The sequence below is a fragment of the Caballeronia sp. EK genome (genome assembly GCF_014384845.1).
GTDB lineage: Bacteria > Pseudomonadota > Gammaproteobacteria > Burkholderiales > Burkholderiaceae > Caballeronia > Caballeronia jiangsuensis.
In genome coordinates this window covers 1-23,728 of record NZ_JACSUE010000016.1, presented here as the reverse complement: position 1 = coordinate 23,728, position 23,728 = coordinate 1, and the positions used below count along the sequence as shown (strand labels likewise).

General features: G+C 64.0%; 23 protein-coding genes. 19 read left to right on the top strand and 4 right to left on the bottom strand.

Annotated elements, in window-relative coordinates; all coding sequences use genetic code 11:
• The first annotated feature begins 128 nt into the window (after positions 1–128).
• The 10 genes from IAG25_RS33380 (at position 129) to IAG25_RS33335 (ending at position 9,246) form a co-directional block, all read left to right on the top strand.
• On the top strand, positions 129–1,256 hold the full coding sequence (locus tag IAG25_RS33380) for an MlaE family ABC transporter permease (protein WP_035497497.1): 1,128 nt from the start codon (positions 129–131) through the stop codon (positions 1,254–1,256).
• A gap of 5 nt (positions 1,257–1,261) precedes the next feature.
• The gene (locus IAG25_RS33375; RefSeq protein ID WP_035497499.1) at positions 1,262–2,140 is read left to right on the top strand and encodes an ABC transporter ATP-binding protein; all 879 of its coding nucleotides are present in this window, start codon (positions 1,262–1,264) and stop codon (positions 2,138–2,140) included.
• Positions 2,141–2,188: 48 nt separating this feature from the next.
• Entirely contained in the window at positions 2,189–3,148 is a 960-nt protein-coding gene (locus tag IAG25_RS33370; protein ID WP_035497501.1) for an MlaD family protein, read from the top strand.
• 13 nt (positions 3,149–3,161) lie between these two features.
• Positions 3,162–3,788 carry an ABC-type transport auxiliary lipoprotein family protein gene (locus IAG25_RS33365; protein ID WP_187608694.1) on the top strand — a complete coding sequence of 209 codons (627 nt, stop codon included), beginning with the start codon at positions 3,162–3,164 and terminating at the stop codon, positions 3,786–3,788.
• Between the two features lie 49 nt (positions 3,789–3,837).
• Positions 3,838–5,010: a VanZ family protein gene (locus IAG25_RS33360; protein WP_187608693.1), complete on the top strand. Its 1,173-nt coding sequence runs from the start codon at positions 3,838–3,840 to the stop codon at positions 5,008–5,010.
• A gap of 343 nt (positions 5,011–5,353) precedes the next feature.
• On the top strand, positions 5,354–5,683 hold the full coding sequence (locus tag IAG25_RS33355) for a (2Fe-2S) ferredoxin domain-containing protein (RefSeq protein WP_035497506.1): 330 nt from the start codon (positions 5,354–5,356) through the stop codon (positions 5,681–5,683).
• Between the two features lie 8 nt (positions 5,684–5,691).
• Positions 5,692–6,327: an alpha/beta hydrolase gene (locus IAG25_RS33350; protein ID WP_187608692.1), complete on the top strand. Its 636-nt coding sequence runs from the start codon at positions 5,692–5,694 to the stop codon at positions 6,325–6,327.
• 413 nt (positions 6,328–6,740) lie between these two features.
• Complete coding sequence (locus tag IAG25_RS33345; protein WP_187608691.1) at positions 6,741–7,955, top strand: D-alanyl-D-alanine carboxypeptidase family protein; 1,215 nt, start codon at positions 6,741–6,743, stop codon at positions 7,953–7,955.
• 47 nt (positions 7,956–8,002) lie between these two features.
• Entirely contained in the window at positions 8,003–8,914 is a 912-nt protein-coding gene (locus tag IAG25_RS33340) for a D-amino acid aminotransferase (protein WP_187608690.1), read from the top strand.
• 23 nt (positions 8,915–8,937) lie between these two features.
• Complete coding sequence (locus IAG25_RS33335) at positions 8,938–9,246, top strand: DUF493 family protein (RefSeq protein ID WP_187608689.1); 309 nt, start codon at positions 8,938–8,940, stop codon at positions 9,244–9,246.
• Here IAG25_RS33335 and IAG25_RS33330 read toward each other — a convergent pair.
• A complete protein-coding gene (locus IAG25_RS33330; RefSeq protein WP_187608688.1) occupies positions 9,230–10,183 on the bottom strand; it encodes a transcriptional regulator GcvA in 954 nt (317 codons plus the stop codon). The two genes, IAG25_RS33335 and IAG25_RS33330, sit on opposite strands and share 17 nt — an antisense overlap.
• 123 nt (positions 10,184–10,306) lie before the next feature.
• Between IAG25_RS33330 and IAG25_RS33325 the strand changes: the two genes are divergently transcribed.
• From IAG25_RS33325 to IAG25_RS33300, 6 genes are all read left to right on the top strand, one after another.
• A complete protein-coding gene (locus IAG25_RS33325) occupies positions 10,307–10,633 on the top strand; it encodes a DUF2917 domain-containing protein (RefSeq protein WP_035497927.1) in 327 nt (108 codons plus the stop codon).
• An 82-nt stretch (positions 10,634–10,715) separates the two neighbouring features.
• Positions 10,716–11,498: a lipoyl(octanoyl) transferase LipB gene (gene lipB, locus IAG25_RS33320; protein ID WP_187608687.1), complete on the top strand. Its 783-nt coding sequence runs from the start codon at positions 10,716–10,718 to the stop codon at positions 11,496–11,498.
• On the top strand, positions 11,495–12,496 hold the full coding sequence (gene lipA / locus IAG25_RS33315; RefSeq protein ID WP_187608686.1) for a lipoyl synthase: 1,002 nt from the start codon (positions 11,495–11,497) through the stop codon (positions 12,494–12,496). The genes lipB and lipA overlap by 4 nt, the downstream gene beginning before the upstream one ends.
• A gap of 431 nt (positions 12,497–12,927) precedes the next feature.
• A complete protein-coding gene (locus IAG25_RS33310; protein ID WP_187608685.1) occupies positions 12,928–14,217 on the top strand; it encodes a dicarboxylate/amino acid:cation symporter in 1,290 nt (429 codons plus the stop codon).
• Positions 14,218–14,230: 13 nt separating this feature from the next.
• On the top strand, positions 14,231–16,225 hold the full coding sequence (locus IAG25_RS33305) for a sensor histidine kinase (protein ID WP_222946762.1): 1,995 nt from the start codon (positions 14,231–14,233) through the stop codon (positions 16,223–16,225).
• Between the two features lie 29 nt (positions 16,226–16,254).
• Positions 16,255–17,589 (top strand): sigma-54-dependent transcriptional regulator, encoded by a 1,335-nt coding sequence (locus tag IAG25_RS33300; RefSeq protein WP_187608683.1) that lies wholly within the window; start codon positions 16,255–16,257, stop codon positions 17,587–17,589.
• A 58-nt stretch (positions 17,590–17,647) separates the two neighbouring features.
• Here the strand turns inward: IAG25_RS33300 and IAG25_RS33295 are convergent, their stop codons facing one another.
• Positions 17,648–18,184 (bottom strand): peroxiredoxin family protein, encoded by a 537-nt coding sequence (locus IAG25_RS33295; protein ID WP_187608682.1) that lies wholly within the window; start codon positions 18,182–18,184, stop codon positions 17,648–17,650.
• Positions 18,185–18,312: 128 nt separating this feature from the next.
• On the opposite strand from IAG25_RS33295, the gene IAG25_RS33290 reads away from it, so the two are divergent.
• A complete protein-coding gene (locus tag IAG25_RS33290; RefSeq protein WP_187608781.1) occupies positions 18,313–18,939 on the top strand; it encodes a hypothetical protein in 627 nt (208 codons plus the stop codon).
• A 379-nt stretch (positions 18,940–19,318) separates the two neighbouring features.
• On the opposite strand, the gene IAG25_RS33285 is transcribed toward IAG25_RS33290, so the two are convergent.
• Entirely contained in the window at positions 19,319–20,863 is a 1,545-nt protein-coding gene (locus IAG25_RS33285) for a YifB family Mg chelatase-like AAA ATPase (protein ID WP_187608681.1), read from the bottom strand.
• A gap of 89 nt (positions 20,864–20,952) precedes the next feature.
• A complete protein-coding gene (locus IAG25_RS33280; protein ID WP_187608680.1) occupies positions 20,953–21,219 on the bottom strand; it encodes an accessory factor UbiK family protein in 267 nt (88 codons plus the stop codon).
• A gap of 445 nt (positions 21,220–21,664) precedes the next feature.
• Here IAG25_RS33280 and IAG25_RS33275 point away from each other — a divergent pair, with 445 nt between their 5' ends.
• Together IAG25_RS33275 and IAG25_RS33270 are read left to right on the top strand one after the other, a co-directional pair.
• Entirely contained in the window at positions 21,665–22,003 is a 339-nt protein-coding gene (locus IAG25_RS33275) for a P-II family nitrogen regulator (RefSeq protein ID WP_014190273.1), read from the top strand.
• A 31-nt stretch (positions 22,004–22,034) separates the two neighbouring features.
• Positions 22,035–23,510, top strand: a complete 1,476-nt coding sequence (locus IAG25_RS33270) for an ammonium transporter (protein ID WP_187608679.1) — start codon at positions 22,035–22,037, stop codon at positions 23,508–23,510.
• Positions 23,511–23,728 lie beyond the last annotated feature (218 nt).

Genomic DNA, 23,728 nt, shown 5'->3' with positions numbered 1-23,728 from the left:
AACCTCGCCTTGTAAGGTGTGGCGCCGATTTCGGACTTTCGCGGCGCGAGATCATCCCCTCGCCCCCGCGACACACTTCGCTACAATGTCCTCTCCCGTTTAACCGCGTCTCACCGCGCCATCGATCCTTGGACTTCGACACGCCGCCGCGCCTACGAGTGGAAGCCGGTCAGCAGGGCAAGGTGGTCCGGCTCTCGGGCCAGTGGACCGCGCTCGCGCTCGCCCGCGACCGCGCGAAGAGCGGCGTCACGCGGCGGCTGCGCGCCATCGGGCGCGAGGCGATCGGCCAGTGGGATCTGTTGTCGATCGAGCGGCTCGATCACGTCGGCGGTCAGGCGCTGTGGCGCGTGTGGGGCCGCAAGATGCCCGCGACCATCGCGCTGTCCGATACCCAGCGCGAAATCTTCGAGCGCGTCGCGCTGCTCGATGCCGAGCGCGAGGAACCCGAGCCTGTCGATCGCGTCGATCCCGTCACGCGCCTCGGCCAGCTCATCTTCGATTTCTTCGATCATCTCTACGGCGGCCTCGCGATGTTCGGCGCCTTCGTGCTCGATCTCGTCGGACTCGTGCGGCGTCCGCAGCGCATTCCGTGGACGGAAATCTCCGCCAACATCTATAGCGCCGGCGCGCAGGCGCTCGCGATCACCGCGCTCGTCGCGTTCCTGATCGGCATCGTGCTGAGCTATCTGTCGGCGCAGCAGTTGCAGGCGTTCGGCGCGAACCAGTACATCGTCAACATTCTCGGGCTTTCGGTGATCCGCGAGCTCGGACCGGTGCTCTCCGCGATTCTCGTCGCCGGGCGTTCGGGTTCCGCGATCACCGCGCAGATCGGCGTGATGCGCGTCACGGAAGAACTGGACGCGATGCAGGTCATGGGCATCCCGCACGGACTGCGGCTCGTGCTGCCGCGCGTGATCGCGCTCGGTATCGCGATGCCGCTGCTCGTCATGTGGACCAACATCATCGCGTTGACGGGCGGCGCGCTGGCGGCGAAGCTCGTGCTGTCGATCGACATGAACTTCTTCATCCGCTCGCTGCCGTCGGTCGTGCCGATCGCGAATCTGTGGATCGGGCTCGGCAAGGGCGTCGTGTTCGGCATGCTGATCGCGCTCGCCGCGTGCCATTTCGGTTTCCGCATCAAGGCGAATTCGCAGAGTCTCGGCGAAGGCACGACGACATCCGTCGTGACATCGATCACCATCGTGATTCTCGCGGACGCCGTGTTCGCGATCCTGTTTCAGAACGTCGGACTCTGACCGCCATGTCGACCACGCTCGCCACAGCCGTTCGCCATCAGCCGCCGCCCGTCATCGCGGAACCGGTGATCGAAGTGCGCGATCTCACCAAGCGCTACGGGCGCACGGTGATCCACGAGCACCTGAATCTGGATGTGCGGCGCGGCGAGATCGTCGCGCTGCTCGGCGGATCGGGCTCGGGCAAGACCACGCTCGTGCGGCAGATGCTCGGGCTGGAATCGCCGACATCGGGCACCATCCGCGTGCTCGGCGAGGAATGGGCGCAGATGGACGAGGAAACGGCGAAAATGCTGCGCACGCGCTCCGGCATGATGTTCCAGCAGGGCGCGCTGTTCTCGTCGCTGACCGTGTACGACAACATCGCGCAGCCGTTTCGCGAGCTCGGCAAGATTCCCGAGGACCTGATCCGCGAATTCGTGATGTTGAAGCTCGAGATGGTCGGGCTGTCGTGCAAGCATGCGAGCAAGATGCCGTCGGCGCTGTCGGGCGGGATGGTGAAGCGCGTGGGCATCGCGCGGGCGATCGCGCTGGAGCCCGAACTGCTCTTTCTCGACGAACCGACCGCCGGCCTCGATCCGAAGGCGTCGGACGAGTTCGTCGATCTGATCGCGACGCTGCATCGCGCGCTCGGGCTGACCGTCGTTCTCGTCACGCACGATCTCGATACGATGGTCGCGCTCTCGACGCGCGTCGCCGTGCTCGCGGAACGGCGCGTGCTCGTCGCGGCGCCGGTGGAGGAAGCGTGCGCGGTGGATCATCCGTTCATCCGCGAGTATTTTCTCGGACGGCGCGGGCGTCGCGCGCTGCAGGCGCTGCCGCCCGAGCGCCGCGCGAAACTGCCGCCGGCCGCGCTCGAGGACGCGCCGATCGCCGTCAACAAATAGCCGAACGACGCCTCACCGACGCCGCCGCGAAGTCAAAGGAACCTGCCGATGGAAAACAAATCACACGCGTTCTGGACCGGTCTCTTCACGATCGTCCTCGTGCTGGCCATCGCGTTCGCCGTGTTCTTCTTCAACGTGGATCGCACGGTGCGCGTGCCTTACGACCTGATCGCGCGGACCAACGTGACCGGTCTCTTCACGGACGCGGCCGTGCGTTATCGCGGCCTGGGCGTCGGCAAGGTGCAATCGATCCGCTTCGACAAGGAGCATCCCGGTCAGATCCGTATCCGCATTCTCGTCGACAAAAACGCGCCGATGACCCACTCGACCTTCGCGACGCTCGGTTTTCAGGGCGTGACGGGCATCGCGTTCGTGCAGCTCGACGACACCGGCAAGGACACCTCGCCGCTCGATTCGTCGCCGCAGCATGTCGCCGAAGTGCCGATGCGCGCCGGCCTCTTCGAACAGTTGCAGCAGCGCGGAGACGTGATCCTGAAGAAGTTCGAGCGCCTGTCCGAGGACGCCGACAAATTCCTTTCCGACGACGTGCGCGATCAGCTCATGGCCACGACGAAAAGCCTGCAGGGCGCGGCGGACAGCATCACGGCGCTCGCGGGTCAGGTCCAGCCCGCCGTGGCCCAGTTGCCGCAGACGCTCAAGCAGCTCAATACCACGCTCGCCTCGACCAACCAGTTCGTGCAGAACCTGAATCGTCCGGATGGTCCGTTCGTCGCCAATCTGAACAAGGCGGGCAAGGCTGCGGAGGAAGCGGGCGCGGCGCTCGCGGACATGAACGAGTCGCTGCGCTTCGTGACGGCGCGCGTCGGCTTCGAGGCGTTGCCGCGCTTCTATTCGTTCGGCGACGACGTGAGCGCGGCGGCGCGTTCGGTCGATCGCGCCGCCGACGCGTTCAGCACCAATCCGCGCAGCGTGCTCTTCGGCGCGCCGCAAAAGGAGCCGGGACCGGGCGAGCCGGGCTTCACGTGGCCCGCGAAAGCAGCGCATTGATCGAGAAAACGACATGGCAGACATCGACATGAAAGGAGCAGTCGCGGCGTTCGCGCTCGCTTGCGTCACGCTGCTCGCGGGTTGCGGATCGACGCCGACCGCGATGCCCAACGCGCATTACGACCTCGGCGCGCCGCCTGCCTTCGACGCAACGGCCAACAGCCTGCCGATGCCGCCGGTGAAGGTGCTCGCTGTGGGCGCGCCGCGCAGTCTGGAAACCGACTCGTTCGCGTATCGGCTGAGCTACGTCGATGCGCAGCGCACCGGCAACTATTCGGACAGCCACTGGACGATGCCGCCCGGGCAGCTTCTCACGCAGCGGCTGCGCGATGCGCTCGCGGCGCGCGGCCCGATCCTGTCGGGCGCCGATCCGGTGCGCGCCGTGCCGCTGCTCGAAGTCGAGCTGACGAGCTTCGAGCAGGTCTTCGACGCGCCCGAACAAAGCCACGGCCTCGTGTCCGTGCGCGCGACGCTCACGCAGCAAGGCCGCGTGATCGGCCAGCGCAGTTTCGCCGCGAGCGCGCCCGCGCCGAGCGCCGACGCATCCGGCGGCGCGCGGGCGCTCGCGGCCGCATCGGACGATGTGATCGCGCAACTTTCCGCGTGGCTCGCCGCGCAACCCCTTTCCGCTTCGCGATGACCTTCGGTCGTTCCACCATCCGCCCAGCACGGAGGCGTCCGGGCGGCTCATGACGATCAAGCAATGGCAGCGCCGCCCGTCGGCGTTTTCCCGGCAGGCGCTCGCCGCGTACGCGGTGCTGGTGGTCTACGGTTCGCTCTATCCTTTTTCCGGCTGGCGCTCGCTGGGCCTGAGCCCGCTCGCGTATCTCGCCGATCCGCTGCCGCGGTATCTGACCGTCTTCGATGTCGTCACGAACGTGCTCGGCTACATGCCGCTCGGTTCGCTGATCGTGCTCGCGCTCTATCCGCGTGTGCGAGGCACGCTCGCGGTGGGCGCGGCGCTCGTCGGTGGCGCGTTGCTGTCCGGCACGATGGAAGCCATCCAGACGTATCTGCCGACGCGCGTCGCCTCGAATCTCGATCTCGCCGCCAACGCGTTCGGCGCGCTGGTCGGCGGCGTGCTGATCGCGCCCGCGACGAGCGCGCTGCTCGACCGCGGCCTCCTGCGACGCATCCGCTTCACGTGGTTCGAGCGCGACGCGGCGTATGTCATCGGACTGTCGGCGCTGTGGCCGTTCGCGGCGATGTTCCCCGCGCCGTATCTCTTCGGCGGCGGCGACCTGCCGCGCGTGCTATGGGACGAGCTCGACCCGGCGATGCAGGACGCGATCCTCGCGTGGACGCCCGCCGCATGGGACGTCGAAAGCTGGCCGGACCGGATCGGCGCGCTGCTGCCCGACGACGCGTGGGAAGCGCTGATCACATCGACGAGCCTGTTCGCGGCGCTCGTACTCGTGACGCTCCTCACGCGCCATCGCGCGCCGCGTATCCGGCTGATGCTCGGCCTCGTCGCGATCACGCTCTTTGCGAAAGCGGGCGCGACGTTCCTGCAATCGCGCGCGGGCCTGACCTTCGACTGGGCGACGGACGGCGCGCTCGAAGGCATCGGCATCGCGATAACGGCGGGCGTGCTGTCGGTATCGCTGCCGCGCGGACTGCGAGCGGCGCTCGCGGGCGCGGCGCTCGTCGTTTCGCTCGCGATCGTCAATCTGCTGCCGGTGAATCCGTATTTCGACATCGTGCTCGCCGACTGGCGGCAGGGACGCTATCTGCATTTCAACGGACTCGCGCACTGGCTCGCGTGGGTATGGCCGTATGCGGCGCTCGGCTGGCTCGCGTCCGCGGCGGAGCGCGCGTGGCTCGCGCGGCGTCGCGCGCGCAAGGCGAACCGGCCGGTGTGACGCGGCGGGCATCAGGGTCTGTTCACATATAAAACGGCCATGCGTTGCCCCGTAAAGGGCCGATCGCAAGGAATGCGACGAAGCTAATACCGGGCGTATTCGCGAGGAGCATGACGCCGCGAGCGGCCCTTTACGGGGCAACCCCAAACTATAAATTTAATCCAGGGGAACGCCCGAAATCGGCCGCATTGCGGCGTCGCGCGTCGCTTGTTTGGGGCCGCCAAACGGCGCGACGCACGCCTTGCACTGCGGCCGATTTCGGGCGTTCGCATGGCCGTTTTATATGCGAACAGACCCTGACATCGCTCGCTATAATCGACCGACACTCTCATCGCCCACGCTCATGGATTCCTTCTACAAGTACCACGTGTTCTTTTGCCTGAACCAGCGCGATGCCGATGCGCCGCGTCCGAGCTGCGCGAACTGCAACGCGCAGGCCATGCAGGAGCACGCGAAAAAGCGCGTGAAGCAACTCGGCCTCGCGGGCGAAGGCAAGGTGCGCATCAACAAGGCCGGGTGTCTGGACCGCTGCGAACTCGGGCCGGTCGTGGTCGTTTATCCGGAAGGCACGTGGTACACGTACGTCGATGAAACCGACATCGACGAAATCGTGGAGTCGCATCTGGCCAACGGCAAGATCGTCGAACGTCTTCTCATCGATCAACCCGCATAACGGCAGCCATGAACGCGCAAACCGAAAAATTCCTGATCGACGGGCCGGTCGGCAAGATCGAATGTGCGCTCGATCGCACCGATGCCAATAGCCAGCCCGCGCGCGGCATCGCGCTCGTCGCGCATCCGCATCCGCTCTTCGGCGGCACCATGGACAACAAGGTCGCGCAGACGCTCGCGCGCACCATGGTCCAGCTCGGCTACGTGACGTATCGCTCGAATTTTCGCGGCGTCGGCGCGACGGCAGGCGAGCACGACAACGGCATCGGCGAGCAGGACGATCTGCTCGCGCTGATCGACCACATGCGCGCGCAACCCGGTCAGGCCGACGTGCCGATCGTGCTCGCGGGATTTTCATTCGGCACGTTCGTGCTGTCGCATGTCGCGAGGCGCATGCTCGAAGCGGGGAAGGAAATCGAGCGCATGGTGTTCGTCGGCACGGCGGCGAGCCGCTGGGAAGTCGCGCCCGTGCCCGACACCACGCTCGTGATTCACGGCGAAGTCGATGAAACCGTGCCGATTCAATCCGTCTACGACTGGGCGCGGCCGCAGGAATTGCCCGTCGTCGTGATTCCGGGCGGCGAGCACTTCTTTCACCGCAAGCTGCATATTCTCAAGCGCGTGATCGTCGACGCGTGGCGCTGAGCTTTTCGTCATCGGACGAGCGTCGCAAGGTGCCTGAAGGGCTTCGGGCGCGCATCGTTTCGTGACCGGCAAAAGCGTCTAGGCGCAGCCTGAAAAACGTTAAAACCCGCAGCAACAGCGCAGATTCGAAGGAAAACGGAAGCGGGCCGCGCGTATAATGGCGCAGAATTTTTTCGCTGTTTCCGGCCGTGCGATGCCGCCGAATTTCTCGCAGTCATCGAAACGCCGGCTTCCGAGAACCGTTTTCGCGTCCGTCTGTCGAACGAGCGCTCTTCGCCGCGGCGCCGCGCGTGCCGCTGTCCTGGCGATAAGCCCGATCAACAGCGACGGTCAGCCTGTTCAACCCGTGCTTCGCCGATCATCCGATCCCCGATCGTCCTCGTCGCAGCCTGCTTTTTCCGCCGATCGATCCTATGCGCTTTGTCCCTGCCGGCCTGTCTTTTCCTTCTGTTTCCATCGTTCATCGTCGCGCCATCAAAGCCGCACTCGTGCTGCCCGCCGTGCTGGCCGCCGCGAGCGCCTTCGCGCAAGTAGCGCCGCCCGAGGTGACCGCGCGCTCGTGGGTGCTCGTCGATGCCACCAGCAATCAGGTGCTCGCATCGGGCAATCCCGATGAGCGCGTCGAGCCTGCATCGCTCACGAAGCTGATGACCGCGTATCTCGTTTTCGATGCGCTGAAGGCGAAGAAGATCAACATGGATCAGACCGTCATGCCGAGCGAGGCCGTGCGCCGCGTGCGCACGGACGAGTCGCGCATGTTCATCGAGGCGAACAAGCCGGTCACCGTGCACGATCTCGTCTACGGCATGATCGTGCAGTCGGGCAACGACGCGGCCATCGCGCTCGCCGAGCTCGTCGGCGGCAGCGAAAGCAACTTCGTGCAGCTGATGAACGCGGCGGCGAAGCGCATCGGCATGAAGAACACGAATTTCGCCGATGTGAACGGCATGCCCGATCCGCAGCACTACACGACCGCCGGCGATCTCGCCGTGCTGTCCACGCGCCTCGTGCGCGACTTCCCCGAGTACTACAGCATCTTCTCGGTGAAGGAATTCACGTACAACAAGATCAAGCAGCCGAACCGCAACCGCCTGCTGTGGCTCGATCCGACCGTCGATGGCCTCAAGACCGGCCACACGAAGGCCGCGGGCTACTGCCTGATCGCGACCGCGAAGCGCTCGCTCGTCGGCGTGCCCGATGCGAGCCGCCGTCTCGTCGCCGTGATGATGGGCGAGCCGAAAGAGCACAACCGCGTGCAGGACAGCCTGAAGATGCTGAACTACGGCTACACCGCGTACGACGCGCTGCGCCTGTACAAGGCGAATCAGGTGATCGACTCGCCGCGCGTGTACAAGGGCGCCGCCGACAGCGTGCAGGCTGGCGTCATGACGGACCAGTACATCACCGTGCCGAAGGGTCTGGGCGAGAAGGTCAAGCCGACCGTCACGCACAACGACCTGCTCGTCGCGCCGATCAAGAAGGGCCAGCAGATCGGCTCCGTCAAGATGATGGCCGACGGCAAGGAAGTCGCGCAGTTCCCGCTCGTCGCGTTGCAGGACGTGCCGGAAGCGGGCATCTTCGGCCGCCTGTGGGATTCGGCGCTGCTCTGGTGGCAAAAGCGCAAGTAATCCAAGTAACCGAAGTTGAACGACAGGTTGAGAAAGGAGCGGTCCCGATGAGCCAAGCCGAAGTCTTCGATCCCACGGTTTATCTGAACGGCGAGTGGGGGCCGCTTTCCGAAGCGCGCATTCCCGTGCTCGATCGCGGGTTCATTTTCGGCGACGGCGTGTATGAAGTCGTGCCGCTCTACGCGCAAGCCGATGGCGCTCGCCTGCCGTTCCGGCTCAAACAGCATCTCGCGCGGCTGAATCGCAGTCTCGGCAAGATTCGCATCGACAATCCTTTCGACGATGCCGGCTGGCGCGCGTTGATCGATCGCGCCATCGGCGAAAACGCCGGTGCCGGCGACGCGCTCGTCTACATTCAGGTCACGCGCGGCGTCGCGAAGCGGCGCGGGCACGCATTTCCGGCGGGCATCACGCCGACCGTGTTCGTCATGCTCGGCCAGCTCGTGTTTCCGAGCGTGGCGGATCGTGCGCGCGGCGCGGTGGCCGTGACCGCCGAAGACAAGCGCTGGCTGCATTGCGACATCAAATCGGTATCGCTGCTCGGCAACGTGCTGATGGCGCAGCACGCCGCCGAAAACGACGCGCTCGAAGCCATCCAGTTGCGCGACGGCTTGCTTACCGAAGGTTCGTCCTCAAATGTGTGGATTGTGAAGGGCGGCACCTTGCTGGGCGCGCCGCGCGGACCGCGTATTCTCGAAGGCATCCGCTACGGGCTGATCGAGGAACTGGCGCGCGAGGCGGGCATCCCGTTCGAGGAGCGCGACATCACCGAAGCCGAATTGCGTTCGGCCGACGAAGTCATGATCAGCTCCGCGACCAAGGAAGTCATGCCGATCACCACGCTCGACGGAAAAAGCGTCGGCGACGGCCGGCCCGGTCCGATCTATGCTGCACTCTACGACGCCTACCAGCGGGCCAAGGCGCGCGAGTTCGCGGAAGAGGCCGCGCGAGCCAAATGAAGCGCGAAGTGAAGGAGAAAGCCATGACCGACAAGCAACAATCCACCGATCCGACCGATTCCGCCGCGCACAGCGCCGACGAGCTGTTCGACTTTCCCTGCGATTTCCCGATCAAGGTGATGGGCAAGACGCATCCGGAATTTCACGACACGATCGTCAGTCTGCTCAAGGAGTTCGACAAGGATTTCGACGCATCGCGTGTCGAGGCGCGTCCGTCTTCCGGCGGCAATTACACGGGGCTCACCTGCACCGTGCGCGCGCAGAATCGCCCGCATCTCGACGACATCTATCGCGCGCTCACCGGCCATCCAATGGTCAAGGTAGTGCTTTGATCTTGCCCGCCGGCGCGTCGCACACCGCCGGCGTGCGCTCGTAGAGCAGCCTGAACTGCTCGGCCTCCTCGAAAACCCATTCCCTGAATGCCTGCACACGCTTCGTCTGAAGCAGCGCCGCCGGGCACACGAAGTAGTACTTCCACGGGCTCGGGCCGTCGATATTGAACAGCCGCACGAGCCGTCCCGCACCGATTTCCTGCATCGAGAGCGAGCGGCGCACGAGCGCGATGCCCTGACCGTCGATGGCCGCCTGCAGAAGATTCGACGAATCCTCATACAGAACGCCGCGCCTGGGTTCCTCGATGTCGTTGAGCCCGGCCGCGTCGAACCACGGACGCCAACGCTCATCTTCCGAGCGCAATAGCGGCAGATTCGCGAGATCGCGCGGTGTCCGCGGCAACTCGCCGCCGCGAAAATTCGGCGCGCACGCGGGGAAGAACACCTCGTCGAGCAGTTCCTCCGAGTGCAGGCCCGCGTACTTGCCAAAACCGAAGCGGATCGCGACATCCACGTCGTCGCGGTTGAAATCGGTGAGCGCGTTCGTCGACAGCAATTCGAGATCGATTTCCGGATGCTTTTCAATGAACCGGCCCACGCGCGTCGTCAGCCACCGCGCCGAAAACGACGACAGCATCGAGACGATCAGCCGGCGGTCGCGATCCCCCGAACGGATGCGCCGCGTCGATTCAGCCAGTGCGACGAGCGCCGCGCGCACCTCCGCCGCGTATTGCCTGCCGCGGTCGGTGAGACGCACGCGTTTGCCGTCGCGTGCGAAGAGCGACACGCCGAGTTCGGCCTCCAGCGCGCGGATCTGATGACTGACCGCGCCGTGCGTGACGAAAAGCTCGTCGGCGGCGCGGGAAAAGCTCTCGTGTCGGGCGGCGGCTTCGAAGGCGCGCAGCGCGTTCAGGGCGGGAAGCTGTCGAAGGTCCATGTGGATTGTCGGCGTTGTCGTTGTCAATACAGCTCACATAGCAGTGAAAATTGATCGTTTTGCCTGATGCCTTGCCACGCCTAGGATTGTAGTCATCGAAACGTTCCCTTGGCGGAGTCGATCATGCGAGAAATATCAACAAGCGTCACCTTCGAAATCAAGCCCGGCGAAACCGTGCCGATGCGCATCGCGCGCGGTACGCGTCTCACAGTCCACGGCAGCGCCGTCTGGGCGACGCGCAGCAACGACATCGAAGATTACTGGCTCGTCCCCGGCGACAACCTCAAGTTGCGCGAACGCGAGCGGCTCTGGCTTTCCGTCGAAGGCGACCGTCCGGCTTATGTCGTTTTCACGATCCTGCCGCGCTGCGACGAACGTGCGATGCATTGGGTTTCGACCAGCATCGAGCGCCTCGCGCAGCGGTTCCGCGCCGGATGGCGCACCGTTTGAGCCAAGTATTCGGATTTGCCATCGAAGGCATGCGAATTCACCATCGGCGGGCATGGGGCTATTTCGGTAAACTACCGGCACCATGTCCGCCACACCGCTCGCAGTCCCACAAGAATTCGACGACGCGCCCGACACCGTGCTCAGTTCCGGTGAGTTTCCGGTCGCGTTGCGCTGGCGCGGCCTCGAGCCGTACGGCCAGAGCTTCGACGCGATGCGCGCCTTCACCGACGCCCGCACGCCCGAAACGCAGGACGAAATCTGGCTCGTCGAGCATCCGCCGGTCTTCACGCTCGGTCTCGCGGGCGATCCCGCACATCTTCTGCTCGCTCAAAGCGGCATTCCGCTCGTCAAGGTGGATCGCGGCGGACAAATCACGTATCACGGGCCGGGGCAGATCGTCGCTTATCTGCTGATCGATCTGCGTCGCCGAAAACTGATGGTGCGCGAGCTGGTGCGGCGCATCGAAGAGGCCGTGATCGAAACACTCGCGACGTATAATCTCGCGACCGACCGCAAGGCCGGCGCGCCGGGCATTTATGTGGCGCGGCCATCGGCGCGGCAGGCCGAACGAGGCGCGAACGTTCGTTCGCACGAGTTCCATGAAGGCGCGAAGATCGCCGCGCTCGGACTCAAGATTCGCAACGGCTGCAGCTATCACGGCGTGAGCCTCAATGTGAGCATGGACTTGCAGCCGTTCCTCGCAATCAACCCGTGCGGCTACGCGGGACTCGAAACGGTCGACATGGCGACGCTCGGCGTCGCGGCCGACTGGCGCGACGTAGCTCTCGTGCTCGCCGAACGGCTGGCACTTCAAATCGGCGGCCTCCCCGCAACTTCCGCCGCAACAACCGGATCGACCGAATGACTGACGCAACCGCAAACCTGGCCGGCGATACCGCCGCTTCTGCTTCGTCGCCCACCGCCTACGACGCCACTGCGAAGCAGAAGGCACAAGCGAAGACGTCGCGCATTCCGATCAAGGTCATCCCGATCGAGAAGCTGAAGAAGCCGGACTGGATCCGCGTGCGCACGGCAACGGGCAACTCGCGCTTCAACGAAATCAAGCACATCCTGCGCGAGCACAACCTGCATACGGTGTGCGAGGAAGCGAGCTGCCCGAACATCGGCGAATGCTTCGGCAAAGGCACGGCAACGTTCATGATCATGGGCGACAAGTGCACGCGCCGCTGCCCGTTCTGCGACGTCGGTCACGGCCGCCCCGATCCGCTCGACGCGGACGAACCGCTGAATCTCGCGCGCACCATCGGCGCGCTGAAGCTGAAGTACGTGGTGATCACGTCCGTCGATCGCGATGATCTGCGCGATGGCGGCGCGGGGCACTTCGTCGAGTGCATCAGGCAGGTTCGCGAGCATTCGCCGGAAACGCGCATCGAAATCCTGACGCCGGACTTCCGCGGCCGTCTGGATCGTGCGATCGGCATTCTGACCGCCGCGCCGCCCGACGTGATGAATCACAATCTCGAAACGGTGCCGCGTCTCTACAAGGAAGCGCGTCCGGGTTCGGACTATCACCATTCGCTGAAGCTTCTGAAGGACTTCAAGGCGCTGCATCCGGAAGTCGCGACGAAATCGGGCCTGATGGTCGGTCTGGGCGAAACGGAAGAAGAAATCCTTCAGGTGATGCGCGATCTGCGCGCGCACGATGTGGATATGCTGACGATCGGTCAATATCTGCAACCGTCGGAGCACCATCTGCCGGTCCGGGCTTATGTACATCCGGACACGTTCAAGATGTACGAGGAAGAGGCGTACAAGATGGGCTTCACGCACGCGGCCGTCGGCGCGATGGTGCGTTCGAGCTATCACGCGGATCTGCAGGCGCACGGCGCGGGCGTGGTTTGAGCGCTTTTGGCTCTGCCTGAAAAGAAAAACCCACGGACCACCGTGGGTTTTTTTATGATTGAACGAACGTTGCAGCCGTCCAGATCATCGGACACCCGTATTCCGGATTTCCAGAATCCCGGATTGCGCATGCTCATGCGTTAAGAAATACCCTAGAAAATCAACGGCTTAAAAAGAGTAAAGCCTGGCATCGCCCTTGCAATATAAACGGCACGGCCCATGAGCCGCCCATAAAAGTCAAGGAGACAAACAGATGAACCCTCTCGCATCCAAACGTCCCTGAGTCCGTCGACGAAGCGGCTTTTCGCTTACGCGGCGCGATTCGGCGTGCGCATCCCACAGATTCATCCGCGCACCCAGAAAGCTTCTCCACGTCCAAGCTCGCCGCTGGCTGTCCCTCCGCCAATCGCTTGTTATTGCCTGGAACCATCGTGAAAAAACCTATCCATAAAGTCCTGTACGTGCAGGTGATCGTGGCCATCATCATCGGCATCGCGCTCGGGCACTTCTATCCCGCTCTCGCCACCGACATGAAGCCGCTCGGCGACGCCTTCATCAAGCTCATCAAGATGGTGATCGGGCCGATCATCTTCTGTACCGTCGTCACCGGCATCGCGGGCATGGAAGACATGAAGAAGGTCGGGCGCGTCGGCGGCAAGGCGCTTCTGTACTTCGAAATCGTGTCGACGTTCGCGCTGATCCTCGGCCTCGCCGCGACGCACATCCTGAAGCCCGGCGTCGGCTTCAACGTCGATCCGGCCACGCTCGACCACAAGGCCGTCGACTCCTTCGCGACGAAGGCGCACGGCCAGAGCACGGTCGACTTCTTCATGCACATCATCCCGGACACGCTGGTGTCGGCGTTCGCGCAGGGCGAAATCCTCCAGATCCTGCTGATCGCGCTGCTGTTCGGCTCGGTGCTCGCGCACATCGGCGAGCGCGGCAAGGTCGTGACGAATTTCATCGAAGGGCTGTCGAGCATCCTGTTCGGCATGGTCGGCATCATCACGAAGCTCGCGCCGATCGGTGCGTTCGGCGCGATGGCGTTCACCATCGGCAAGTACGGCATCGGCTCGCTGCTGCCGATGCTCAAGCTCGTCGGCACGTTCTATCTGACGTCGATCATCTTCGTCGTCTTCGTGCTCGGCGCGATCGCGCGCATGGTCGGCTTCAGCATCCTGAAGTTCGTCGCGTACATCAAGGAAGAGATGCTGATCGTGCTCGGCACGTCGTCGTCGGAAGCGGCGCTCCCGCAACTGATGCTCAAGCTCGAAAAGCTCGGCTGCTCGCGCTCGGTCGTGGGTCTCGTCGTGCCGACCGGTTATTCGTTCAACCTCGACGGCACCAACATCTACATGACGATGGCCGTGCTGTTCATCGCCCAGGCAACCAACACCGATCTCACGTGGGGCCAGCAGTTGACGCTGCTCGCGGTTACGATGCTCACGTCGAAGGGCGCGAGCGGCGTGACCGGCGCGGGCTTCATCACGCTGGCGGCGACGCTCGCCGTCGTGCCGACCATTCCGCTCGCGGGCATGGTGCTGATTCTCGGCATCGACCGCTTCATGTCGGAATGCCGCGCGCTGACGAACATCGTCGGTAACGGCGTGGCGACCGTCGTCGTGTCGGCGTGGGAGAAGGAACTCGACCGCAGCAAGCTGAAGGCGGCGCTGTCACGCGAAGTCGACGTGACCGACCGCAACGAAGCCGAAACGGTCTGAGCGCGAGCTCATCATGAACGCGGCGAAGCCTCGATCCACGAGCGCTTCGCCGCGTTCGCTTGCCGGCTCGTTCTCGAAGCCTTATCCAGAAGGCGCGTATGCCACAATGACAGATCCTCACTCGCGGGATTCTGCTCACGTGACGCGTCGCATCCTCGTGTTTTTCGCGCTGTGCGCCGCGCTCGTGGCGTGCTGCGCGCTCACGTGGCATCTCGCGTGGCAAAGCGGCATCGATGAACTGAGGCTCAATGCCGCCGCGCGCGTCGATCGCACGACGAACACGCTCAAGAGCACGCTCGACCGCTACGAATATCTGCCGTATCTGCTGTCGCGGCATCCTGTCGTCCAGAACGCACTCGATCATCCCGATAAAGCCAACGTCGAGCGCGCGAACCGCTATCTCGAAGATCTCAACGCACGCGCGCATGCCACGGTTACGTATCTGATCCGCTCGAACGGCATCAGCGTCGCCGCAAGCAACTGGAACGCGGCGGACAGCTTTGTCGGCGTGGACTATAACTTCCGGCCGTATTTCATCGATGCGATGAAAGGCGGCGTTGGCCGGTTTTTCGGCATCGGGACGATCTCGATCGAACCGGGTTATTACATCTCGCAGCCGGTCTATCGCGAAGGCACGCGCGAGATCATCGGCGTCGCGGTGGTGAAGCTCAATCTCGAATGGCTGCAAGGCGCCGATGCGTCCGAGCCGCTCATCGTCACGGACGATCACGGTGTGATCTTTCTCTCGTCGGTGCCGGCGTGGAAATATCACACGGTGCGGCCGCTGCCGCAGAACATCGAGGCTTCGGTCTATGCGACGCGCCAGTACGCGCAGCAAGCCATCACGCCGCTGCCGATGACCGTCGTGAAGACGCTCGAAGGCGGCGCGCAGATCGTGCGTGTCGGCGGCGGGCGCAAGGCGCCGGCGTATCTCGCGACGCATCGTTCGATCGGCGAGCCCGACTGGCAACTGATCACGATGGCCGCGCTCGATCCCGTCGAAAGCGCCGCACAGAACGCGGTCATCGTCACGGCGCTCGTGTTCGTGTCGCTGTGCCTGCTCGCGTTCTATTGGCGCATGCGCCGCGCGCGCGTGCGCGAAATGATCCGCAGCCGCGAGTTGCTGCAGACCGCGTACGCCGAGTTGAATCAACGCGTCGCGGAGCGCACGGCGGATCTGTCCGAAGCGAACGCGCAACTGACGAAAGAGGTCAACGAGCGCACGCGCGCGGAGCAGGATTTGCGCGCCGCGCACGACGAGCTCATTCAGGCCAGCAAGCTCGCCGCGCTCGGGCAGATGGCGGCGGGCATCACGCACGAACTCAATCAGCCGCTCGCCGCGTTGCGCAGTTTCTCCGATAACACGCGCGTGCTGATCGATCGTGGCGATCAGGCAGCGGCGCGCGAGAATCTCGAAGCGATCGCATCGCTGACCGAGCGCATGGGCAACATCACGAATCAGTTGAAGCTCTTCGTCACGAAGGCGCGGCCGAAGAACGCGCGCGCGGACGTCGCGCGGGCATTGCGCCAAGTGTTCTCGATGCTGCGTCCGCGCATGAAGAATGTCGTCGTCGATATCGCGCCCGAACTTGTGGAAGGCAGCGCGCCCGTGTTCGTGCGTTGCGAGGATTTGCGGCTCGAACAGGTGTTCATCAACCTGATCGGCAACGCGCTGGATGCGGTCGCGTCGTGCGACAAGCCCCGCATCGTCATCGAACTGAATGTGCACGCGGACACGATCGAACTCGTCGTGCGCGACAACGGCCCCGGCATTCCCGCCGACGCGCTGCCGCGTCTTTTCGAGCCGTTCTTCACGACGAAGGAAATGGGGCAGGGCCTTGGCCTCGGGCTCGCGATTTCATCGGCGATCGCACGCGATTACGGCGGCACGCTGCTCGCGCGCAATCGCGAGGCGCCGATCGTCGCGGACGGACCCGAAGGCGGCACACAGGCCGACGCGGACGGATCGTACGGCGCAGAATTCGTACTGACGCTGCGCCGCGCGTAGCATCCGAAACATTGAATCGAGACAAGACAATGAGCACCGGTTTGCAGGTGATCTTCATCGAAGACGACGAACTCGTGCGCCGCGCGAGCGTGCAGACCCTGCAACTCGCGGGTTTCGACGTGACCGGCCACGGCAGCGTCGAATCCGCCGCGCGCGCGATCGACGCGAGTTTCCCCGGCGTGATCGTGAGCGACATCCGTTTGCCCGGCGCGAGCGGCCTCGATCTGCTCGCGCAATGTCGCGAGCGCGCGCCCGAAGTGCCGGTGATCCTCGTCACCGGCCACGGCGATATCTCGATGGCCGTGCAGGCCATGCGCGACGGCGCATATGACTTCATCGAAAAGCCGTTCGCGTCCGAGCGTTTGATCGAAGCGGTGCGCCGCGCGCTGGAGCGCAGATCGCTGGTGCTCGAAAACCAGGCGTTGCGGCGTGAGCTGGCTGGCCAAAGCCGCATCATCGGGCGCAGCCCGGCGATCGAGCAGGTGCGGCGGCTGATCGCGAATATCGCGCCGACGGATGCATCCGTGCTCATCAACGGCGATACGGGCGCGGGCAAGGAGCTGATCGCGCGCAGCCTGCACGAAATGTCGCCGCGTCGCGACAAGCCGTTTATCGCGGTGAATTGCGGCGCGTTGCCGGAGCAGATGTTCGAATCGGAGATGTTCGGCTACGAGGCGGGCGCGTTTACCGGCGCGCAGAAGCGGCGCGTCGGCAAGCTCGAACACGCGTCGGGCGGCACGCTTTTTCTCGATGAAATCGAGAGCATGCCGCTCTCGTTGCAAGTGAAACTGCTGCGCGTGTTGCAGGATGGCGTGCTGGAGCGGCTCGGCTCGAATCAGCCGGTGCGCGCGAATCTGCGCGTCGTCGCGGCCGCGAAGGGCGACATGAACGAACACGTCGCCGATGGCACGTTCCGCCGCGACCTGTTGTATCGGCTGAACGTGGTGACGATCACGCTGCCGCCGCTCAACGAACGCCGCGAAGACATCGTCCCGCTCTTCGAACATTTTCTGCTCGATGCAGCCGTGCGCTACGAGCGGCCCGCGCCGCTCATCACGGATCGTCAGCGCGCGGACTTGATGCAGCGCGACTGGCCAGGCAACGTGCGCGAGCTGCGCAACGCGGCGGATCGCATGGTGCTCGGCATTCTCGATGACGGCGGCGCGACCTCGCTCGATATCTCGACGCAATCGCTCAAGGAACGCACCGAGCAGTTCGAGCGCGCGGTGATCGCGGAAGCGCTGGAGCACTGCGGCGGCGCGGTCGCGGTGGCGGCGGACCGGCTGCAGCTCGGCAAGGCGACGCTGTACGAGAAGATCAAACGATATGGAATCGTCGTGAAAGGCGATTCGTCGGAGCGATAAAAAAGGCCCGCTGGTTGCAGCCAGCGGGCCTTTATCTTTCGTCTTGTGTCGAGCGTGTTTAAGCCGAACCCAGCGCCTTGTCGAGCAGTTGATCCAGCTCCGCGAACGTCGGCTCGCCGACATAGCGCTTCAGGATCTTGCCGTTCTTGTCGATGACGAAGGTCGTCGGCGTCAGTTGCACGTTGCCGAACTGCTTGGCGGCGCTGCCGTCGTCCATCGCGACCTTGAACGGCAGGTTGCGCGTCTGCGCGTAGTTGCTGACGTACATCGGCGCGTCGTAGTTCATCGCGACCGCGACGAATTCCAGGCCACGGCCCTTGAACTTGTTGTACGTGTCGATCATCTGCGGCATTTCCTTCATGCAGGTCTCGCAGCTCGTCGCCCAGAAGTTGACGAGATAGACCTTGCCCTTGAGATCGCCGGATGTGGAAATCTTCTGTCCCGAAAGCAGCGTGAAGGTCGCGTCCGGCACCTTTTGCTGGCCGCCGAAGGCGAAATACCCGGTACAGGCGATCACGCCCGCGACGAGCGCCATCACGATATAGCGCAGCGGGCTCTTGGCGCGCGTGGATGTGTGTTGCGTGGATTGGGACATGTCGAACCTCGTGTTGCTCTCCCGCAAACGGCGGACACTGCCGCGATGGAGACTGCTGCGTATTTTAGCGCCAATTTCGAGATGGCTTCATGACACGCCGATAAGCCCGGCATTGCAGCGCGATAATGATGGTTTTCACGCAGCGGTTCCTCATGAAACGAGTTTTCTCCGTGTTTCCGTCCCTCTTGCATCGCGCGACTGTGCGCTTTCTTCCGAACGTTGCTTCCACGAGCAAACTGGTGTGCGCATCTGTCGCATGCGGCGCGCTGCTCGCATGCACGCCTTCTTACGACTGGCGCACCGTGATGAACAACGACGATGGCTACGAAGTGACGTTGCCGGCAAAGCCGCGTTCGGATGAGCGCAAGATCGAAATCGCCGGCCAGCCGATGACGATGCGCATGCAAACCGCCGAAGCCGGCGATGCCGTGTTCGCGGTCGGCACGGTGGTGCTGCCGAGCGCCGATCCGCAATTGCAGCGCGCCACACTCGATTTCCTTCAGCAAGGGCTCGCGCGCAACGTCAACGCGCAGCCCGCCGCGCGCGCGACGCAGATCGAGCTCGCCGCTGGTGGGCGCGTGCTGGGAAGCGAGATGGAAGTGAAGGGCGAAGGCGGGGAGAGGCGCGAATCGCGGACGATCCAGGCGAGATTCGTCGCGCGCGGCGCGCATGTCTATCAACTGGCGATCGTGTCGGACAAAGCGCCGCCACGGGAGCAGGCGGATCAGTTCTTCACGTCCTTCAAACTCTTTTAGAGGAAGGCCTCGAAATTCTGCAGGTACTGATTTAAGAGTGCCTTAGTGCCGCGGAAAGAAGCTAAGTTCCTTCGTAAGTTTACGCGCTAATTCACGGATTCGTATGGACTTTTTCCGCTATCCACAATGTCTGTGGATAACATTGTGGAAAAGAGTGTGCGGTGGCGCGCAAAAGCCCAATTCATACGGTTTACCTTACTTTGCCTTTGTTCGTGGCAAGTTAAATAATTCAATAAAATCAATGGTCTGCAAAATCAACTGAAAACAGGGGTTTGATCGGATGAAAAAGTGCCCCGGATCGCCTCAGTGTGCATAAGTCAAGTCTTGACAAGCGCTTTTCCGCTAGCAGGGCGTGGGCCAGGGGCCGCCCGTGCTGGCATCACGCGACCGACAGCAGGCGCCGATACTGAACCGCTTCGGCGACATGCGACGCATCGGGCATATCGGCGCGGGCGAGATCGGCGATCGTCCGCACGACTTTGAGCACGCGGTAGTACGCCCGCGCCGACCAGCCGAAACGCTCGCCCGCTGCGCGCAGCAATGCTTCGCCCGCGGAATCGGGGCGGCAGACTTCGTCGGCTTCGCGGCCATCGAGATCGCGGTTGATCTTGCCCTGACGCTGCATCTGGATGTCGCGCGCTGCCGCGACACGCGCCGCGACACTGGCGCTCGGCTCGCCGCGCTCCACGACACGCGCCGACAATTCCGCGGGCGAAAGCGCCGGCAGTTCGATCTGAATATCGATGCGGTCCATCAGCGGACCCGACAATTTGCGCAGATAGCGCGCGGCGACATCGGGCGAGCAGCGGCAACGTCCGCTGGGATCGCCGCGCCAGCCGCACGGGCACGGGTTCATCGCGGCGACGAGCTGGCAGGCGGCCGGAAAGTCCGCCTGCTGCGCGGCGCGCGAAATCGTGATCTGCCCGACTTCGAGCGGCTCGCGCAGGGTTTCCAGCACCTTGCGATCGAATTCGGGAAACTCGTCGAGAAATAAAACCCCCAGATGCGCGAGCGTGATCTCGCCCGGCTGCGGCGGATTGCGCCCGCCGACGAGCGCCGCCGCGCTCGACGAGTGATGCGGCGCGCGAAATGGCCGCCGCCGCCACTGTTCGGGCGTGAAGCCGATCGAACTCGCCGAGAGGATTGCCGCAGAGGTGAGCGCTTCGTCATCGTTCATCGGCGGAAGCAGGCCCGGCAGGCGCGCGGCGAGCATCGATTTGCCCGCGCCGGGCGGCCCGACCATCAACAGATGATGTCCACCCGCCGCCGCTACTTCGAGTGCGCGGCGCGCAGCGGGATGGCCGATCACGTCGGCGAGATCGGCGGCTGGCGTACTTGTCGGGGAAAGCGGTGCGGCGTGAGTCGGTCTGAGCCGCGCATCGGGGACATCGTTCAGATGCGCGCAGAGCGTCGGCAAATCCGCCGCGCCGAAGACTTCGATGCCCGGCACCAGCGCCGCCTCCGCCGCGCTCGCGAGCGGCACGTAGATTTCCGGAATGCGCGTGTCCGGCGCGCGCATCGATGCGTAATGACGCGCCGCTCCGCAGACCATCGCGAAGGCGCCGCGCATCGGACGCAGCGCGCCGGTCAGCGACAGCTCGCCGGCGAACTCGCGATGCTCCAGCGATTGCGCCGGAATCTGGCCGCTCGCGGCGAGAATGCCGAGCGCGATCGGCAGATCGAAGCGACCGCTTTCCTTCGGCAGATCGGCGGGTGCGAGATTGACGGTGATTCTGCGGACGGGAAAGTCGAAGCCGCAGTTCTGAAGCGCGGCGCGCACGCGTTCGCGGCTTTCGCGGACTTCGAGATCGGGCAGTCCGACGATAGAAAACGACGGCAACCCGTTTGCGAGATGGACTTCGACGACAACTTCGGGCGCGCGCCCAGGAGCGGGCGCGCGGCTGCGTACCACGGCAAGCGACATGATTTCACCTGAAACGGCGCTTCAACCGCGCCGGCAATAAAACTGGAGACTCACGGCTCGCTAGCCGAGGTATGCGATAAGGCTGGCGCTCAGTCCTGCGCGGTGCTGGCGCTTCCGCCCGCGAGACGCTGCTCCAGCTGCGCGACGCGCTTCTCGAGTTCCTCCAGGCGTGCGCGCGTACGCACGAGCACTTGCGTCTGGGTGTCAAATTCCTCGCGCGTCACGAGATCCAGCTTCGAGAACCCCTGCGAGAGCATCGCCTTCATGTTTTTTTCGACGTCTTTCGCGGGCGAATTCTTGAAGAGATCGCTCATCTTCTGCTGCAGATCGTTGAAAACGTCGTTGGGCTGCTTCATCGTTTCTCCCTTCTTGCACTAAAAAAGTGCATTCATTGTTAGGTCAGTGCCCCGAATTATCGAATGTTCGATCTTGGTGCGTGCCGCCGAGTGTGCCGGCATGCCCGGAGCACCGTTGAGGCGCCGCGATTTTAGCGCTGCCGCTCACTCGCGTTGTCCGCCCATGCCCCTTTTTGCGGGACCTCGAGACCACTCTAGCAACGAACACACCCCGGCGCCAGCACGTGCGGCGCACGTTGGCCGTTCGGCATACCCCGCAACGGAAGGTTTCCGTAAACCGCCGGAATCCCCCATGAACACTCGCTTGGCATACGAGTTGCATAACTGGCGCGGACCTTTTCTGCACGCTTCTCTGAGCGGCCCGGCAGGGCAGACGTCGCGGTAGCACCCAGCGCATCCCGCTTTAGAAGGCATCGAAGGATCAGCACACCACAGCGAGGGACACATGAAGCTCATTACCGCAATCATCAAGCCGTTCAAGCTGGACGAAGCGCGTGAAGCGTTGTCGGCCATCGGCGTCTCGGGCATCACGGTGACCGAGGTGAAAGGCTTCGGCCGACAGAAAGGGCACACCGAGCTCTATCGGGGCGCGGAGTATGTCGTCGACTTCCTGCCAAAAGTGAAGATCGAGGCGGCCGTTTCGGACGACATCGTCGATCAGGCGATCGAAGCCGTCGAACGCGCCGCGCGCACGGGAAAGATCGGTGACGGAAAGATCTTCGTCACCGCGATTGAACAGGTCATTCGCATCCGCACCGGCGAGACCGGCGCCGACGCGCTCTAACAAGAAATTGGCGATAAGAGGAACCAGAAGAATGCGTAACTTTTTGATGTCACTGTTGGTGGCGGGCGCGCTGGTCGGCGCGAATGTCGGCACCGCTCTCGCCCAGGATGCGTCCGCTCCGGCCGCTGCCTCGGCACCCGCGTCGTCCGATACCGCCGCAAGTGCACCGGCCTCCGCCAACACGGCGATGGCGTCGTCCGCCGATGCCGCATCGGCTGCGGCGCCAGCATCGGGCGCATCCGATGCCGCGCCCGCCGCGCCGACAGAGCCGGTCATGGTCGATTCCTCCAAGATCAGCTCGGGCGACACCGCCTGGATGCTGACCTCGGTCGCCCTCGTGCTGTTCATGACGGTCCCCGGTCTCGCGCTCTTCTACGCGGGCATGGTGCGCAAGAAGAACGTGCTCGCCACGGCGATGCAGAGCTTCGCGATCTGCTGTCTCGTGACGATTCTCTGGACCGTCGTTGGCTACAGCATCGCGTTCACGCCGGGCGGCTCGTTCCTCGGCGGCTTCTCGCGCGTGTTCCTGCACGGCATGGCCTACATCAAGGGCGACAAGGCGACCACGCTTACCGTGAGCCACCTCGCCACGACCATTCCGGAGTCGGTCTACTTCGCGTTCCAGCTGACGTTCGCGATCATCACTCCGGCGCTCATCACCGGCGCATTTGCTGACCGCATGAAGTTCTCGGCGATGCTCGTGTTCATGGCGCTGTGGTCGCTGATCGTCTACTCGCCGGTCGCGCATATGGTCTGGGAACCGACCGGCTGGCTCGCAACGGCTGGCGTGCTCGACTTCGCGGGCGGCACGGTGGTTCACATCAACGCCGGTATCGCGGGCCTGATGTGCTGTCTGGTGCTCGGCAAGCGCGTCGGTTACGGCCGTGAAGTGATGGCCCCGCACAACCTCGTGCTCTCGCTGATCGGCGCATCGATGCTGTGGGTGGGCTGGTTCGGCTTCAACGCGGGTTCGGCAGTCGCGGCTGACGGCCGTGCCGGCTTCGCGATGCTCACGACGCAGATCGCCACGGCCTTCGCCGCTTTTGGCTGGATGTTCGCGGAGTGGATCACGAAGGGCAAGCCGTCGGTGCTCGGCATCATCTCGGGCGCGGTCGCGGGTCTGGTGGCGGTGACGCCGGCTTCGGGCTTCGTCGGCGTGACGGGCGCGATCGTGATCGGCATCGTCGCGGGCGTGGTCTGCTTCTGGTCGGCGACGTGGCTCAAGCACAAGTTCAACTACGACGATTCGCTCGACGCGTTCGGCGTGCACGGCGTGGGCGGGATCATCGGCGCGTTGCTGACGGGCGTGTTCGCGGTGAAGGACATCGGCGGTTTCGACGGCAGCGTGCTGGTGCAGGCGAAGGGCGTGCTCGTCACGCTGGTCTACAGCGGCGTCGTCAGCTTCGTGTTGCTGAAGATCATCGACATGACCATGGGTCTGCGCGTCACGGAAGAACAGGAACGCGAAGGTCTCGACGTCACGCTGCACGGCGAGCACGTCGAATAAGGCATTCGTCGCCAGGCGGACGTCGCGGGAGGACGTCCGTTTCGACGCAAAGAACGAGCGCAGCGACTTCGCCCGCCTTCATGGCGGGCATTTTTTTGGTGCGCCGAGCATGCACAACAGCTTGGGGGTGCGAGTCCCCTGTCCAACCTGATGGTGGTGAAGGACTAGCGAAACGCAAGGGCGTCGTCGTGAGGCGGGGTCTGAAGGAAGCGTGTAGC